We start from the raw sequence: 14,672 nt of genomic DNA on the forward strand, positions 1-14,672 counted from the left end.
TTACCTGAGTGCGTTGGGCGGGGTTACGGTGGCGGCGATTCTATCAAATACCGCCAGGCGGCGCGAAAGCCGGGCGCTGTGCATAGCATGGACCTTGCAAATAGGCTACACTTGCCCGCTTTGCAAGACGGTCGGTGCCGGCCTTGCGCCAGATGGTTTTCGCGATGTACACAGCCGGTGCATCCATGAGTTGAGACAGAATGTCAGATAGCATTAATCCTATAGAAATCAGTCATATACGAAACTTTTCCATTATCGCGCACATCGATCATGGCAAGTCCACTATTGCCGATCGCTTTATCCAGCTCTGCGGTGGTCTGACCGACCGCGAGATGGCCCAGCAGGTGCTCGACTCCATGGACATTGAGCGCGAGCGGGGCATCACCATCAAGGCTCAGAGTGTCACGCTCAAGTACAAGGCGCGCGATGGCGTCAACTACCAGCTGAATTTTATCGACACGCCCGGGCACGTGGACTTTTCCTACGAGGTCTCCCGCTCGCTGTCCGCCTGTGAGGGTGCCCTTTTGGTGGTTGATGCGGCTCAGGGCGTTGAGGCCCAGTCGGTAGCAAACTGTTACACCGCCATTGAGCAGGGTCTGGAAGTTATTCCGGTACTGAATAAAATGGACTTGCCCCAGGCAGAGCCCGATCGGGTCGCCCAGGAAATTGAAGATGTCATCGGCATTGACGCTACCGAAGCCGTGCGCTGCAGCGCGAAATCGGGGCTGGGTATCGAAGATGTGCTCGAAGAGTTGGTGCGCTTGGTGCCGCCGCCTGTGGGCGATATCAACGCGCCCTTGCAGGCGCTGATTATCGACTCCTGGTTTGATAACTACCTGGGGGTGGTCTCGCTGGTGCGGGTCAAACAGGGCACGCTGCGGGTGAAAGACAAAATTGTGACCAAGTCCATCGGCAAGGCCCACGTGGTGGATAACGTGGGTGTCTTTAACCCCAAACTGACTCAGCTCAAGGAGCTGCGTGCCGGTGAAGTGGGTTTTGTGGTTGCCGGAATCAAAGACATTCAAGGTGCACCTGTAGGCGATACGATTATCTCCAGTCAGTTCCCTGATACAGCGGCGTTACCCGGCTTTCAGAAAGTTAAGCCGCAGGTCTACGCCGGTATGTTCCCCGTCATCTCCGACGATTTTGAAAATTTCCGAGAGGCGCTGCAAAAGCTGACGCTGAACGACGCCTCGCTGTTTTTCGAACCTGAAAGTTCCGATGCGCTGGGATTTGGCTTTCGCTGCGGTTTTCTGGGTATGCTCCACATGGAAATTATTCAGGAGCGGCTAGAGCGGGAATACGACCTGGATTTGATTACCACGGCTCCGACGGTGGTGTACGAGGTGGTGACCACCAAAGGCGAGACCATCTACGTGGATAACCCTTCGTCCTTGCCAGAGCCCGGCCTGATCGAAGAGATGCGTGAGCCGATCGTCGAGGCCAATATTCTGGTGCCCCAGGAGCACCTTGGCGCTGTGATTACATTGTGTGTGGAAAAGCGTGGCGTTCAGCGCGACATGCACTACATGGGCTCGCAGGTGTCTGTGCGTTACGACATGCCCATGAACGAGGTGGTGCTGGACTTCTTCGACCGGCTCAAGTCGGTGAGCCGGGGCTTTGCGTCACTCGATTACAGCTTCTCCCGCTTTGAAGCGGCGAAGTTGGTACGCCTGGATGTGCTGATCAATGGCGACCGGGTCGATGCTCTGGCCCTGATTGTTCATCGCGACCACGCTCAGAGTATTGGCCGCAACCTGACCGAGAAAATGAAAGAGTTGATTCCCCGGCAGATGTTCGATGTGGCGATTCAGGCGGCTATTGGCGGCAGTATCATTGCCCGCACCACCGTTAAGGCGCTGCGCAAAAACGTTACGGCCAAGTGTTACGGTGGCGATGCTTCGCGTAAGAAAAAACTGCTGCAAAAGCAAAAAGAAGGTAAAAAGCGCATGAAACAGGTGGGCAATGTGGAAATTCCGCAATCCGCTTTCCTTGCCGTGCTTCAGGTGGACAACTAAACACAAGGCGTAGGCATGGGAAACATTAACCTGCCCCTGATTTTGACGATTGGGGTTTTTGTTACCGGACTCATCTGGTTATTTGATGCGCTGGTCTTGGCCGGTCCCCGGCGCCGGGCAGTGGCCAGTGCCAAAGCGCAGTTTGACGGTGTCGACCTCGGCGAGGAGCACAGCGAAAACCGCAAGCTTTATTTCCAGGCGGTCGCCGCAGCTGAGCGCGAGCCCGTGCTGGTCGAGTACAGCAAGTCTTTCTTTCCAGTGTTGCTGGTGGTGTTTGTGCTGCGCTCGTTTGTTGCCGAACCCTTTCAGATACCCTCGGGCTCTATGGAGCCGACCTTGGATATCGGTGATTTTATCCTGGTCAACAAATACACCTACGGTATACGCCTACCGGTGATCAACAAGAAAATTATTCCTATTAATGACCCCGAGCGCGGTGATGTGATGGTGTTTTTCCCGCCGCATCTGCCCGACACTTACTACATTAAGCGGGTAGTGGGGCTGCCCGGTGACGAGATTCGCTATGTTGATCACAGGCTCTATGTGAATGGAGAGCCTGTGCCAGAGACCTTGCAAGCCGTCTTGCCGCCGCAGGCGCCGCAATATCGCCTGACCGAGGAGCGCCTTGGCGAGCACGAGTTTACCGCCCGCAAGTATTTGCGCCCCGGTCAGTACAGCCGGCGAGGCGCCTGGCGTGTACCCGAGGGGCACTATTTTATGATGGGCGATAACCGCGATAACAGCTTTGACAGCCGTGGCTGGGATGATCCGTTTGTTCCCGAGGACCATATCGTTGGCAAAGCGGTGGCCGTCTGGATGCACTGGGACTCATTGTTCAGTCTGCCGAGCTTCGATCGGGCAGGGGCCATTGAGTAACCGGGTGCAACATCTATACTGATACCACTCTGATCAGAGCACTGAGGTGCTAAGGATTGCATTATGCGTACAGACTCTTCACAACGTGGGTTATCCTCTATTGGCTGGTTACTGGTGATTATCGTGGTGGTTTTTGCCTGTATGTGCGCTGCCAAACTCACCCCTGTGTATTTAGAAAACTATTACATAGTTAATGGGTTAAAAGCGCTTGCGGAAAACAATGAAGAGTCGCTAAAAAGGATGAGTCGAGCTGAGATAACTCGAAAACTCGAAAGCTACTTTTCAATTAACAGTGTGCGCAGTCCGGGCGCTAAAGAGCTTGAATTTATTCAAAACAGCAAGGGTATCGTCATTGTTAACCAATATGAAACCCGTGTTCCTCTGATCGCCAATATTGATGTTGTTATGAGCTTTCACAACGTGCTCGATAGCAGCAATCCCGATCAGTGTTGCGAACCGCCGCCCGAAGCGGAGAAGCCGTGAGCGAGATTTTAATGAAGCGGTTGCAGCGGCGTCTTGGGTATGAATTTGGACGCCCTGAAAGCCTTCAGCTTGCGCTCAGTCACCGCAGCGTAGGTGCCGACAATAACGAGCGTCTGGAGTTTCTTGGAGACTCCATTTTGAACTTTTTGATCGGCGAGGCACTGTTCGAGAAATTTGAAACCGCACGCGAGGGCCAGCTTAGCCGCTTGCGGGCGCAACTGGTCAAAGGTGACACCCTTGCGGAAATCGCCCGGGAATTCGAGCTGGGAGAGTGCCTTAAGCTCGGCGAGGGCGAGTTAAAAAGCGGTGGACAGAGGCGCGACTCGATTCTCGCCGATGCCGTGGAAGCGATTATCGGGGCGATTTATCTCGAGGCTGGGCTAGATACCTGCCGCGAGCGGGTGCTGCACTGGTACCGCGAGCGGCTTGCGAGCTTGACGCTGGATACTCCGGCCAAAGATGCCAAGACGCGTTTGCAGGAGTATCTGCAGTCGCGCCGCGAGCCGCTGCCGGAATACCGTGTGGCGGAGGTTGAAGGTGAGGCACACGCGCAGGTGTTTACTGTGGAGTGCCATGTGAGCTTGTTACCCACTCCTGAGCGAGCCCGCGCCAGCAGCCGACGAGTGGCAGAGAAAAAATCGGCCGCGCAGGTGCTCAAGCGCCTGGGTGTGGCGTAAGCGGGAGTAGAAAATGTCAGAACAGGTGAGTCGTTGCGGATTTGTGGCCATTGTCGGCCGGCCGAACGTGGGTAAATCCACACTGCTGAATCATATGCTCGGCCAGAAAGTCAGCATCACCTCCCGCAAGCCCCAGACCACCCGCAACAATGTGACCGGAATCAAAACCGAAGGGCGAGATCAAATTGTCTTCGTTGACACCCCTGGTCTGCACAAGCACGAGCCAAGAGCTATTAATCGCTATATGAACCGCGCGGCTGGCTCGGCCATGAAAGACGTGGATCTGGTTATTTTTGTGGTGGACCGTCTCGCCTGGACCGAAGAGGACGAGATGGTCGCCCGTCAGCTTGAACAAGCCGGCTCTCCGGTGATTCTGGCGGTGAACAAGGTCGATAAGATCGACGACAAAAATGCGCTCCTGCCGCATTTACAGTCACTTTCGGCGCGTCTGGGTGCCGATGAGATTATTCCCCTGTCGGCCCTGCGCGGTATTAATCTGGACAGGTTGCAAGACATAATCCTCAACTATCTGCCTGAAGGGCCGCACTTTTACGATGATGATCAGTTCACCGATCGCTCGGCGAGATTTATGGTGGCCGAGATTATCCGGGAAAAAATCACCCGGCAGCTCGGTGACGAATTGCCGCACCAAATGGCGGTGGAGATCGAAGAGTACAAGCACGACGGTAAAACCCTGCACATCGGCGCCTTGATTTTGGTGGAGCGCGACGGCCAAAAGCGGATTTTGATTGGCAATCAGGGCGATCGCATCAAGCAGATTGGTCAGCAGGCGCGCCTTGATATAGAAGCTTTGCTGGACGGCAAGGTCATGTTGCGACTCTGGGTCAAGGTAAAGTCAGGCTGGTCCGATGACGAACGGGCTCTGCGCAGCCTTGGTTATGACGACCTGTAATTGCCCGCGGCTGCGCCATGATTCAGCGACTCGAGTTACAGCCGGCCTATGTGATACACGCCAAACCCTACCGTGATACCAGCTTTATCGTTCGCTTTTTGACCCCAGATGCGGGTGTTGTTGCCGGCATCGCCCGAGGCCAGCGGCAAAAAAAAAGTTCGCAGCGCGCTTTGCTTAACCCCTTTATCCCGCTACTGATATCGCTGCAAGGAAAGCGCGATTTAAAGCTCGTCACTCATCTTGAAGCCTCGGGCGTGCGCCCCCAGCTATTGGGCCCATCGCTGTTTTCCGGGCTCTACTTGAATGAGTTGCTGGTGCGCCTTTTGCCTGAGGCCGACCCCCATCCCTCTGTCTACTCTGACTACTGCAACGCCCTTGAGGGGTTATCCGGCGGCGCAGTTGTTGAAGATGTGTTGCGCCACTTTGAAACTCGCCTGCTGGCCGAGCTCGGTTATGCCATCAGCTGGCGCGAAGAAGCCGGTTCGGATTCCCCCATTCGTCCTGATGCCTACTACCGGCTCGACTGCGAAGCCGGTTTTGTTCCCGTGGGCCTTGAGGCGCATGATTCCTTGTACTGCGGCGAGCAGATATTGGCTGTCGCCTCCGACGCCGCGCCTACTCCGCAAAGTCGACGCTTGGCGAAACGTGTGAACCGGGCGTTGTTGCAACCGCTGCTGGGCAGCCGACCTCTACAGTCGCGCGCGCTGTTCAAGTCTCCCTAAACATTTTCGGGCGCGGATTGCACAGCCTCGGCAAAGGCCTGGTCGATATCTGCTCGTTCAGCCCAAGCAAAAAGCTCATCGATAGCGCGGTTCAGGCTTTCTAGTATGGGCACGACAGATTCTGTTTGATCCGCTTGCAGGGCTTTATCCAGCAAGCCTGCCAGAGCCCGTAGATAGGGTACGCCGCAGTAGCAGCTGCTGCCATAAAGTTTATGAATGGGCTCGCGCAGCTCGCTCCAGTTTTGATCGGCGGCAAGCCCGTTGATGCGCTTTTGCTCTGCGGGTAGCGAATCAATCAACATCACCAACATGTCCCTTGCAAGGTCGACCTTTTGATTGGCCAGCGCAAGGCACTGGCTGATGTTAACCGGTCCGCTAGAGGCATGAACGCGTTGTGACGGGGTGGGCTCGGCGGGAGCTTGAGGTGCATATACAATGGCGTCCTGAGGGGTGTCTTTGCGTTTCGTCCAGCGATCGAGCATATGCGCCAGCTGCTCTTCGGTGACGGGCTTGCGAATGCAATCGTCCATGCCGGCAATCAGCAGGTCTGTTTTATGCTCAGTCATTGAGTGCGCGGTTAAAGCAACGATTGGGGTGCGTTTGCCCTCTTCAATTTCGAGCTGACGCAGATGGCCCGTGGTTTCCATGCCGTCCATTCCCGGCATTTGAATGTCCATAAAAACAATATCAAAACGATTTTGCTGAAACAGGGCAATGGCTTCATCGCCACTGTGTGCCTGGGTTACCTCAACATTGAGGTCGCGCAGGAACTCGGTGGTCAGCTGCAGGTTCGCTTCATTGTCATCCACCAACAGGACATGGCGCTCTGGGATGCTGCTGGCTAAAGGTTCCGGTTGCTCGCCGGTGGATAAGTCCACGCCGAGGCTGTCGCTGATGGCGTCGAGCAAGTGCTCATAGGTAATCGGCTTTTGCACGAAGGCAATTGTGCGACTGTTGGTGTGTTGTTCAAACATTTGCCGGTGGGCGGGCATACAGCAAACAATCACCTTGCAGGAAAATTCAAGCTCCAGCTGCTCGGCGAGGTTGCCGAGCAGTGCCGGTGGTAGCTTGCGTTCGTCGGGCGAGACGTCGAGAATCATCAGGTGGTAGGGAAAGCCCGCCGCCTGCTCCTTGCGCAGAGTGGGAAAAATATCGTGAATAGAATTGATCCACAGGGTCAAGGCTTGCCAGCAGTCGGCCAGGCTTTCGAGCTGGCGATACCCAAGCTCGCTGTCGCTGCAAATCAGTACCCGTTTGCCGCGCAGGCAGTTTTGCTCCGGTGCAGCGTAGTTGGGGTCGACACCAAGTTTGGCGGTAAACCAAAAGGTTGCGCCTTTTTCCGGTTCGCTGCGCACGCCAACGCTGCCGTGCATGCGATCCACCAACCCCTTGCAGATTGCCAAGCCAAGCCCGGTACCCCCGTACTCCCTGGATATGGATGCGTCAGCCTGGGCAAAGGCGGAAAACAGTTGTGCTTGCTGCTCTTGGGTTAGGCCGATACCCTCATCGGTAACCGCGACTTTGATGGTTATTTGGTTTTCCTCGAAATGCTCCAGGGTAATATCGATGCTGATGGTGCCGCGTTGACTGAACTTGATCGCATTGCCGAGTAAGTTGGAAATGATCTGCGTAAACCGCAGCGGGTCTCCCATCAGTTGCGGCGGAATGCTGTTGTCGATGACGGTGACTATCTGCAGGTTTTTCTCCAGTGCCTCGAAGGCCAGGGTGTCGACTGCCGACTCCACCACCTGACGCAGCGGCAGGGGGACATAATCGAGCACCAGTTTGCCCGACTCGATTTTGGAAAAATCCAGAATGTCGTTGATGATAGTCAGCAGGTTTTGCGCAGAGTCGTGAATGGTTTGCAGGTAACCGCGCTGCTTATCTTCCAGTGGCGTTTTTAGTGCCAGGTTGGTAAAGCCGATAATGCCATTCAAGGGTGTGCGGATCTCGTGGCTGGTGTTGGCGAGAAACTCCGACTTGATCTGGCTTGCGGCCAGCGCCTCTTTGCGCGCCATGTCCAGCTCAATATTTTGCACCTCAATGGTTTCCAGAGTCTCCCGCAGATCCTCCATGGATTGATCGATATGCAGTTGCATATCGTGCTGCGCCTGCTCCTGAGAGTCCGCCATGGTGTTGACCGCCTCGGCGAGCTTTTCAAACTCATAGGCGAACTGTCCTTTCACTCGGCTTTCGAGCTGGCCTTTGCTCAGCTGGTCGATAACAGTGCCGATCAGGTGCAAAGGATCGGTGATATTGGCGTGCAGCTTGACCGCCAGATAACCGGCCAGCAGCAGGCAGGCGGTGGTGGCGAGCACGACAATGAGCAACATCTGATAAACGGTTACCCAGTAGGGCGACAACACCAGCTCTATCTCAAGCCAGCCCAACGGCTTCTCGCCCTGACCATTCACGATAGGGTAGGCGAAGCGGGTCGAGTGCTCAGTCCGTGCTACCCGCGCGGCGCCATTGACCGGGCCGGCATCGGCGAGTGTCGGTTGAAACCGCGGCCCGGTGTGATGATTCTCGTTGTTGATCTCGTCAAAGACGTGTACCGCCCTTACCAGCGGTTCCTCCAGCGTGGACTTGATCAATTGCTGCAGCAGCTCAGGGCTGTCGCTACGCATGGCGATGTGCGCCAGATGCGCGGTTTTTTCGGCGAGCGTGCGCCCGCGCTGGTCAACAAAACTGTCGAGCTTGGTGATGTACAGAAACGTCAGGGTCGCGGACAACAGCAGGGTGATGCTGATGGCGGGCAGCAAGATAAGACGCCAGACTTCGGTTTTGACACTGCTTGTTTTCATGGGTTGTTATGATCAGCGATGGTCATGAGGCCCGAGTGGGTGGATACCCTACACTGGCTTGTAATGCCAGTAAATGTATGGGTCGTCTTGTGCTTGCGCCGCTGACTGTCCTGCGCGCGCTTATATTCTCATCGCGACCTTCAAATTAGGGTGAGCAGGGCCTAGAATAGTCGCCTTTTGCTGGCAGCTGCAAGCCTCACAGGGCGCGAACGGTAGGCGGATGTCTCCTTGCCCCGACTTGTGACGAACCTGTGCGTTATCAGCGGCGCTTGGCCAGGTAGGCTATCCAGCTAGGCCATGTGTACCCTGGTCGCTGCGGCCCATTGCGATGACAATTGCTTGCTACCCCTCAAAGCTCAGAGGTCCCTATGGATTTTCCAACCATTGAAGCCTGCGTAGGCAATACGCCTTTGGTCCGTGTGCAACGCCTGCTGCCCGCAGGCAGCAGCAATACGCTGTTATTAAAGCTCGAGGGCAATAATCCGGCAGGCTCGGTCAAAGACCGCCCGGCGCTGTCCATGATCAGCCGGGCCGAGCAGCGCGGCGACATTCGCCCAGGCGATGCGCTCATCGAAGCCACCAGTGGCAATACTGGGATTGCTCTGGCAATGGTGGCGGCGATCAAGGGGTATCCGCTGACCCTCATCATGCCCGATAACAGCACCGAAGAGCGCAAAGCCTCTATGGCGGCTTATGGGGCCAAGCTTATTTTGGTGAGCAAAGAGCAGGGCATGGAGGGCGCCCGCGACTTAGCCCTGAGGATGCAGGCCGAAGGCAAGGGCAAGGTTCTGGATCAGTTTGGCAACCTGGACAACCCAGAAGCTCACTACACGGGCACAGGGCCTGAAATCTGGCGTCAAACCCAGGGGCGTTTGACGCATTTTGTCAGCTCCATGGGGACCACAGGTACCATCATGGGCTGCTCACGCTACTTTAAAGAGCAAAACCCCGAGGTCCAGGTGATTGGTCTGCAGCCTGAAGACGGTGCCAGCATCCCGGGTATCCGCCGTTGGCCGCAGGCGTACCTGCCGGCGATTTACGATGAGCAGCGGGTGGACCGTATCGTCAGTATGTCCCAGGCGCGCGCCGAGCACACCATGCGCGAGCTCGCCCGGCGTGAGGGAGTGTTCTGCGGGGTCTCCTCCGGTGGCGCTGTGGCGGCGGCACTGGAGATGGCCGAAACACTGGAGAACGCGGTGATTGTCGCCATTGTGTGTGACCGTGGTGATCGCTACCTTTCATCCGGTTTGTTCAATACTCACTCATGAAATCGCGTCGCGGTAAACCGCGCTCTCGTCCGGCAACAAGGCCCTCTGCCGACCCCATTGAGCTGAGCGTTCACGGGACCATCCACGACGGCCGTGGCCTTGCCCATCACGGCGGCAAGGCTGTGTTTGTCAGCGGCGCTCTCGAAGGCGAAACAGTTCTGGCCAAGCTGGTTAACGAGCAATCGCGCTTTTGCGAGGCGCGCACGCTGGAGGTTATCGAACCCTCATCCCAACGCGTGGCGGCGCCCTGCGTGCATTTTGGACGCTGTGGTGGCTGCCAGCTGCAGCACATGGCAGAGCAGACTCAGCATGCGGTTAAGCAGGCCGGGCTTTTGGATCAATTGCGCCGCCGTGCGCTGGAGCTCCCGGCGCCACTTTTGCCTCCTCTGACCGGCGAGCCTTGGGGGTATCGTTCGCGTGCGCGTCTAGGGGTTCAATTTGATAAAACGGGCAGGGTTAGCCTCGGCTTTCGTCAGGCGCGCGACAAGGTGCTGGTCGATCTGCAGCAGTGCCCGGTGCTGGCACCGCCTTTGGCGGCGCTATTGGCGCCTTTGCGGGCATGGCTGCAAGAGCAGGTGCTAACACCGGTCACTCACGTGGATTTTATTCAAGCTGAAGCTTTGACCGCCCTGGTTATCCGCCATACCCAGGCACTTCCAGCCAGTGCCCTGAAAACCCTGACCGAGTGGTCTCATGCGCAGGGTGCGACTGTTTGGTTGCAGCCGGCCAAGGATCCCATGCAGCTGCTGAATTTGGCGGGTGAACCTGTCGATCCGCGCCTTCGCTATCGCGTGGCAGACGGCGCGTTGAGCCTTAGTTTTCACCCGAGCGACTTTACCCAGATCAACCCGGCGATCAATCGCGCCATGATCGATCAGGCCCTTGAGCTGTTGGCCCCACAGCCTCACGAGCACCTGCTTGATTTGTTTTGCGGTATCGGCAATTTTTCCCTGCCAATGGCGCGTTTGGCGGGGCGCGTGAGCGGCGTCGAGGCAGTCGAGGCCATGGTGGCCCGCGGCCGGGAAAATGCGGCCTATAACGGGCTTGGCAATCTTTCGTTTTTCGCCTGTGACCTGACCCGCGAGCCAATGGGCCGTTTGCTCGGCAGAACCGGCCAGATTGATACCTTGCTGCTCGACCCACCACGCGCCGGTGCGCGGGAGATTTGTGAGCAGCTTGGTGGTATCAAGAGTGTCGGGCGCATCCTCTATGTCTCCTGCGACAGTGCCACATTTGTCCGCGATACCGGTATTCTTACCCAGCAGGGCTACCGCCTGACGCAGCTAGGTACCATGGAAATGTTTCCCCAAACGTCTCACCTTGAAATCATGGCGCTGTTTACACGCCAATAAAAGCCGGTATGATCAGGCCAGAGAAATAAGGACGATACCTGCGCATGTACCATCAGTACTTTGGCCTGAGCGAGCCGGCGTTTTCCATCGCCGTCAATCCGCGCTACCTGTATATGAGCGACCAGCACAAAGAGGCGTTGGCGCATCTACTCTACGGGGTCGGTGGCGGAGGCTTTGTGCTATTGACCGGTGAGGTCGGCACGGGGAAGACCACCATCATCCGCTCCCTGCTTGAGCAGTTGCCGGAGAACACGGACATCGCCATGGTGTTCAATCCCATGGCGGAAGTGCCCGAAATGCTCGAAGTGATCTGCGATGAATTACATGTGGACTACGACCGCAACCGAACCAGTGTCAAGGCATTGACCGATGCGCTCTACCAATATCTTCTCGACAACCATCGTCGCGGCAGAAACACCGTGCTACTTATTGATGAGGCGCAGCTGCTCTCGCCCGAGGCGCTGGAGCAGATTCGGCTGCTGACTAACCTTGAGACCAACACCCAAAAATTACTGCAAATCATTCTGGTGGGCCAGCCGGAACTCAATCGGCTCTTGTCGCAGCCGCGTCTGCGCCAATTGGCCCAGCGCATCACCGCGCGCTTTCACCTAAACCCCCTGACGCTCGCCGAGACGCGTGCCTACATTGCCCATCGTCTGCAAGTGGCAGGGCTCACTGGCGATCGCAACCCGTTTCCGCCGGCCATTGTGCGCAAGATACACAAGTTTAGCGGCGGTATTCCCAGACGCATCAACATCCTTTGTGAGCGTGCTCTGGTGGGGCTCTACGGGCACAACAAACACAAAGTTGACAGCAGTATCTTTCGTCTTGCAAAGAAAGAGGTGGTCGGCAGTTTGCGAGAACCCGGCGCTCGCCGGACGCCGCCTGGGTGGGTTCTGGTGTTGGTCCCGGCGTTGCTACTGATCATTCTCGCCGCAGTGCTCTGGCCCCAGAGTCAGCGCGAACCGGCGTCGGTGCCACAGGCGCCTGTGGCCGACATCGCCGCCGAGCCGCAGGTGGCGCCTGAGGCGGACGTGGCGCCAGCGGTAAAAGCCTATGTGATTCAACGGCTGCCGGTGGCACAAACGCTGCTGCTGCGTGAGTTCGGCTTGCCTGAGAATAACGCCGGTTGCTGGCAGGGCCGCGGCAGTGACCTGCAGTGCGAGACCGAGCGTCTCGACACCTGGGAGTCACTGACGCAGCTGAATCGCCCGGTGGTGCTGACACTGACCACGGAGGAGCGCTTTACCGCCTATACCGTGCTTGTTGCGCTGGCGGGCAATCGCGCGCAAGTGCTCGACGAGAGTGGCGAACGGATTGAGGTGCCGCTCAAAGAGCTGGGCCCCCAATGGACGGGTCGGGTTGTCTACGCCTGGCATCGCCCGCCCGGATATTTTGGCCCCATCGGTGAGGGCGATCGCGGTCCGGCGGTAAACTGGCTGGCAAGTCAATTTGTCACCATTGATGGTCAGAACTCGCCCCTGACCGATGATCGCTACAACCGCGCGCTGGCTGAGCGGGTGAAAATTTTCCAGCGCCGCGCCGGGCTTGAGGTCGATGGTATTCTCGGCCAGAAAACCATTTTGCGTCTCAATGAAATGCTCGGGCTGGACCCGACGCTCCAGTGGCAGGAGCAGCCCTGATGTCATTGTTACTGGATGCCCTGAGAAAAGCGGATCGCGAGCGCAGCAATCAGCACCAGCCTGCGGGTATCGGGCCGTCAGTGACGGGCCAGACGAAGAGTGCAGCGGCGCCTTGGTTATTGCTGGGCCTGGCCGCACTGGTGTTGGCGTTGATCGCCCTGGTGATTTGGCTGCTGCTTGAGCGCGATCTGCCCGAGCCGGTGCCGCCTGCGGTGTCCACGGTTGTTACTGGTGGTGAAAGCGGCAGTACAGGGGTCGATAGCCTGCCGAGCAAGGGTGTGGCGCCAGCGCCGGTTGCTTTCAAGCCCGCTGATACTGCACCTGGCGCCGATGCTCCCGCCGAGACCGAGCAAACCCAAGCACCCGCGGAGCCGAGTATGATCGGTGAGGCCTATCCGCCAGTGGCTGTGAGTGCCGAGACTCAGGGCGCGTCAGAGTCGGTGCAAAGTGAGATAGCAGACGCGTCTTCCGCTTCTTCCACTTCGAGTAAACAGAGCTCGACAGGTGATGAAGTGGCGCAGCTCTATCAGCGTGCGCCTCAGACGCCTGAAAATGCCGGTGCAGCTGAAACCGCGAGCCGGGCAGCGGAGTCTGCAAGCGGCGGCCAGCGCCTTGAGGATTTTCCCGCAGTGGGGGGGATACGGGATTTGCCCCTGGCGGTGCAAAATGCTATTCCCTCGCTCATGTACGCGCTGCACGATTATCAAGCCGGAGGCAGTAGCCGCGTGGTGTTAAACGGTCAGGCCTGGGGCGAGGGCGACCGCTTGCCCGGTCAGCTGACGATTGAGGTGATCACTGAGGATGGCGTGGTCATGCGCCACGGGGATCACCACTTTAAGCTGGAGGCCCTGTCGAGTTGGGTGAATATGTAGCTAGCGCCGGCCGATGGGGCGTGCAGGGTTGCCGGCGACGATGGTCATCGGCTCCACGTTGCGGGTGACCACACTGTTCATACCGGCGATAGAGCCGTCGCCCATGATCACGCCATCGGTAACACCGCAGTGACTGCCCAACCAGACATCCCGCCCGAGCTCAATCCCCCGAGAGCTGACCGGCTGCTTGCGAATCAGCCGCCCGGGGTCAAGGCCGTGGTTAAACGCGTAGAGGTGGGCGTAGGCTGCCAGCCTGCAATCGTCGCCAATGCGCACGCCGGCCCCGCCGCCGTCGATCGACACATGGTGATTAATCGACACCCGCTCGCCAATGCGCGCAGGCCCGTGTATAACCGCATCAGCCGCCACATAGCTGTAATCGCCAATGATCACTTCGCGGCCGGGCTCGGCAAAAATGTGCGCCCCTGGTGCGATAAACACCTGTCGCCCGAGGCTGACGGTTTCGCATTCTTGCAGTGCTTGTTGGATCTCGGCTTGCCAAGGGGCGGCCCATTCGAGGTGTTTAGCTTTCAGGCGGTAAAACAGCCAGGGCATATAGCTGAGCCGTTGTTTGTGCTGGGCGGTGTAGTCAGGCATATCGACGTGCGGTCTGAAAAGAGCACAGTCTACACCAATCCTCACCGCTAGTTTTTGAAGGGATGAATGAGCATCGGACAGCCTGAGCGAGCTGTTCTATTCACCGCAAAGGAAAGCTACAGGCACAAGAGGGAAAACTAGAGGGAAAGAAGGTGTCCGCCGCTCGTTGCGCCATGAGAATCAGTGGTAGGATCACCGTAACACGCAGAACCAGGGCGTGGTTAAACAGTCGGTGGAGCATCGAGTGGACGCTCTCAGGTTGCCTCGGCGTTCTCGGCGCAGTCCCTGTGCTCAAATGAACGTGTCAGGCGTTTCCCGTTTTTACGTTCCGGTTGTTGCAGTAGCTCCTGAAGTGGCTTGCTCCGTCCTGTGGAGAGATTTCCCTTACACTTCAGCGGCGCTGATGGCGAACGGACACCTGGAATCAGTCTAGCACTTTGGCGATTT

General features: G+C 57.4%; 12 protein-coding genes. 10 read left to right on the forward strand and 2 right to left on the reverse strand.

The window, feature by feature from the left end; all coding sequences use genetic code 11:
- Window positions 1-200: 200 nt before the first annotated feature.
- The 6 genes from lepA to recO all read left to right on the forward strand — a co-directional run bounded on the left by lepA (window position 201) and on the right by recO (window position 5,689).
- Complete coding sequence (gene lepA / locus QWI16_RS18130) at window positions 201-2,018, forward strand: translation elongation factor 4 (protein WP_302715383.1); 1,818 nt, start codon at window positions 201-203, stop codon at window positions 2,016-2,018.
- Between the two features lie 15 nt (window positions 2,019-2,033).
- On the forward strand, window positions 2,034-2,894 hold the full coding sequence (gene lepB / locus QWI16_RS18135) for a signal peptidase I (protein WP_302715385.1): 861 nt from the start codon (window positions 2,034-2,036) through the stop codon (window positions 2,892-2,894).
- 63 nt (window positions 2,895-2,957) lie between these two features.
- Window positions 2,958-3,377, forward strand: coding sequence for a DUF4845 domain-containing protein (locus tag QWI16_RS18140; protein WP_302715387.1), 420 nt, complete (start codon window positions 2,958-2,960; stop codon window positions 3,375-3,377).
- Window positions 3,378-3,388: 11 nt separating this feature from the next.
- The gene (gene rnc / locus QWI16_RS18145; protein ID WP_302715611.1) at window positions 3,389-4,054 is read left to right on the forward strand and encodes a ribonuclease III; all 666 of its coding nucleotides are present in this window, start codon (window positions 3,389-3,391) and stop codon (window positions 4,052-4,054) included.
- A gap of 13 nt (window positions 4,055-4,067) precedes the next feature.
- Window positions 4,068-4,967 carry a GTPase Era gene (gene era, locus QWI16_RS18150; RefSeq protein WP_302715389.1) on the forward strand — a complete coding sequence of 300 codons (900 nt, stop codon included), beginning with the start codon at window positions 4,068-4,070 and terminating at the stop codon, window positions 4,965-4,967.
- A 17-nt stretch (window positions 4,968-4,984) separates the two neighbouring features.
- On the forward strand, window positions 4,985-5,689 hold the full coding sequence (gene recO, locus QWI16_RS18155; protein WP_302715391.1) for a DNA repair protein RecO: 705 nt from the start codon (window positions 4,985-4,987) through the stop codon (window positions 5,687-5,689).
- On the opposite strand, the gene QWI16_RS18160 is transcribed toward recO, so the two are convergent.
- Window positions 5,686-8,493 carry a response regulator gene (locus QWI16_RS18160; RefSeq protein ID WP_302715392.1) on the reverse strand — a complete coding sequence of 936 codons (2,808 nt, stop codon included), beginning with the start codon at window positions 8,491-8,493 and terminating at the stop codon, window positions 5,686-5,688. The two genes, recO and QWI16_RS18160, sit on opposite strands and share 4 nt — an antisense overlap.
- Window positions 8,494-8,861: 368 nt before the next feature.
- On the opposite strand from QWI16_RS18160, the gene cysM reads away from it, so the two are divergent.
- Genes cysM through QWI16_RS18180 form a run of 4 tightly spaced genes read left to right on the forward strand, consistent with a single transcriptional unit; the run spans window position 8,862 to window position 13,628 of the window.
- Window positions 8,862-9,761 (forward strand): cysteine synthase CysM, encoded by a 900-nt coding sequence (gene cysM, locus QWI16_RS18165; protein WP_302715393.1) that lies wholly within the window; start codon window positions 8,862-8,864, stop codon window positions 9,759-9,761.
- Entirely contained in the window at window positions 9,758-11,113 is a 1,356-nt protein-coding gene (rlmD, locus tag QWI16_RS18170; protein WP_302715394.1) for a 23S rRNA (uracil(1939)-C(5))-methyltransferase RlmD, read from the forward strand. Before cysM ends, rlmD begins: the two co-directional genes overlap by 4 nt.
- Before the next feature lie 44 nt (window positions 11,114-11,157).
- Window positions 11,158-12,756 (forward strand): ExeA family protein, encoded by a 1,599-nt coding sequence (locus tag QWI16_RS18175; protein WP_302715396.1) that lies wholly within the window; start codon window positions 11,158-11,160, stop codon window positions 12,754-12,756.
- On the forward strand, window positions 12,756-13,628 hold the full coding sequence (locus QWI16_RS18180) for a general secretion pathway protein GspB (protein ID WP_302715399.1): 873 nt from the start codon (window positions 12,756-12,758) through the stop codon (window positions 13,626-13,628). Before QWI16_RS18175 ends, QWI16_RS18180 begins: the two co-directional genes overlap by 1 nt.
- Here the strand turns inward: QWI16_RS18180 and QWI16_RS18185 are convergent, their stop codons facing one another.
- Window positions 13,629-14,225, reverse strand: coding sequence for an acyltransferase (locus tag QWI16_RS18185; protein WP_302715402.1), 597 nt, complete (start codon window positions 14,223-14,225; stop codon window positions 13,629-13,631).
- Between the last annotated feature and the right edge of the window lie 447 nt (window positions 14,226-14,672).

Origin of the sequence: Gilvimarinus algae, assembly GCF_030518215.1 — a bacterium.
Classification (GTDB): Bacteria; Pseudomonadota; Gammaproteobacteria; order Pseudomonadales; family Cellvibrionaceae; genus Gilvimarinus; species Gilvimarinus algae.

Excerpts from the sequence above, each read along its gene's own strand:
- lepA (WP_302715383.1), top strand. The coding sequence starts at position 201 with ATGTCAGATAGCATTAATCCTATAGAAATCAGTCATATACGAAACTTT.
- lepB (WP_302715385.1), top strand. The coding sequence starts at position 2,034 with ATGGGAAACATTAACCTGCCCCTGATTTTGACGATTGGGGTTTTTGTT.
- QWI16_RS18140 (WP_302715387.1), top strand. The coding sequence starts at position 2,958 with ATGCGTACAGACTCTTCACAACGTGGGTTATCCTCTATTGGCTGGTTA.
- rnc (WP_302715611.1), top strand. The coding sequence starts at position 3,389 with ATGAAGCGGTTGCAGCGGCGTCTTGGGTATGAATTTGGACGCCCTGAA.
- era (WP_302715389.1), top strand. The coding sequence starts at position 4,068 with ATGTCAGAACAGGTGAGTCGTTGCGGATTTGTGGCCATTGTCGGCCGG.
- recO (WP_302715391.1), top strand. The coding sequence starts at position 4,985 with ATGATTCAGCGACTCGAGTTACAGCCGGCCTATGTGATACACGCCAAA.
- QWI16_RS18160 (WP_302715392.1), bottom strand. The coding sequence starts at position 8,493 with ATGAAAACAAGCAGTGTCAAAACCGAAGTCTGGCGTCTTATCTTGCTG.
- cysM (WP_302715393.1), top strand. The coding sequence starts at position 8,862 with ATGGATTTTCCAACCATTGAAGCCTGCGTAGGCAATACGCCTTTGGTC.
- rlmD (WP_302715394.1), top strand. The coding sequence starts at position 9,758 with ATGAAATCGCGTCGCGGTAAACCGCGCTCTCGTCCGGCAACAAGGCCC.
- QWI16_RS18175 (WP_302715396.1), top strand. The coding sequence starts at position 11,158 with ATGTACCATCAGTACTTTGGCCTGAGCGAGCCGGCGTTTTCCATCGCC.
- QWI16_RS18180 (WP_302715399.1), top strand. The coding sequence starts at position 12,756 with ATGTCATTGTTACTGGATGCCCTGAGAAAAGCGGATCGCGAGCGCAGC.
- QWI16_RS18185 (WP_302715402.1), bottom strand. The coding sequence starts at position 14,225 with ATGCCTGACTACACCGCCCAGCACAAACAACGGCTCAGCTATATGCCC.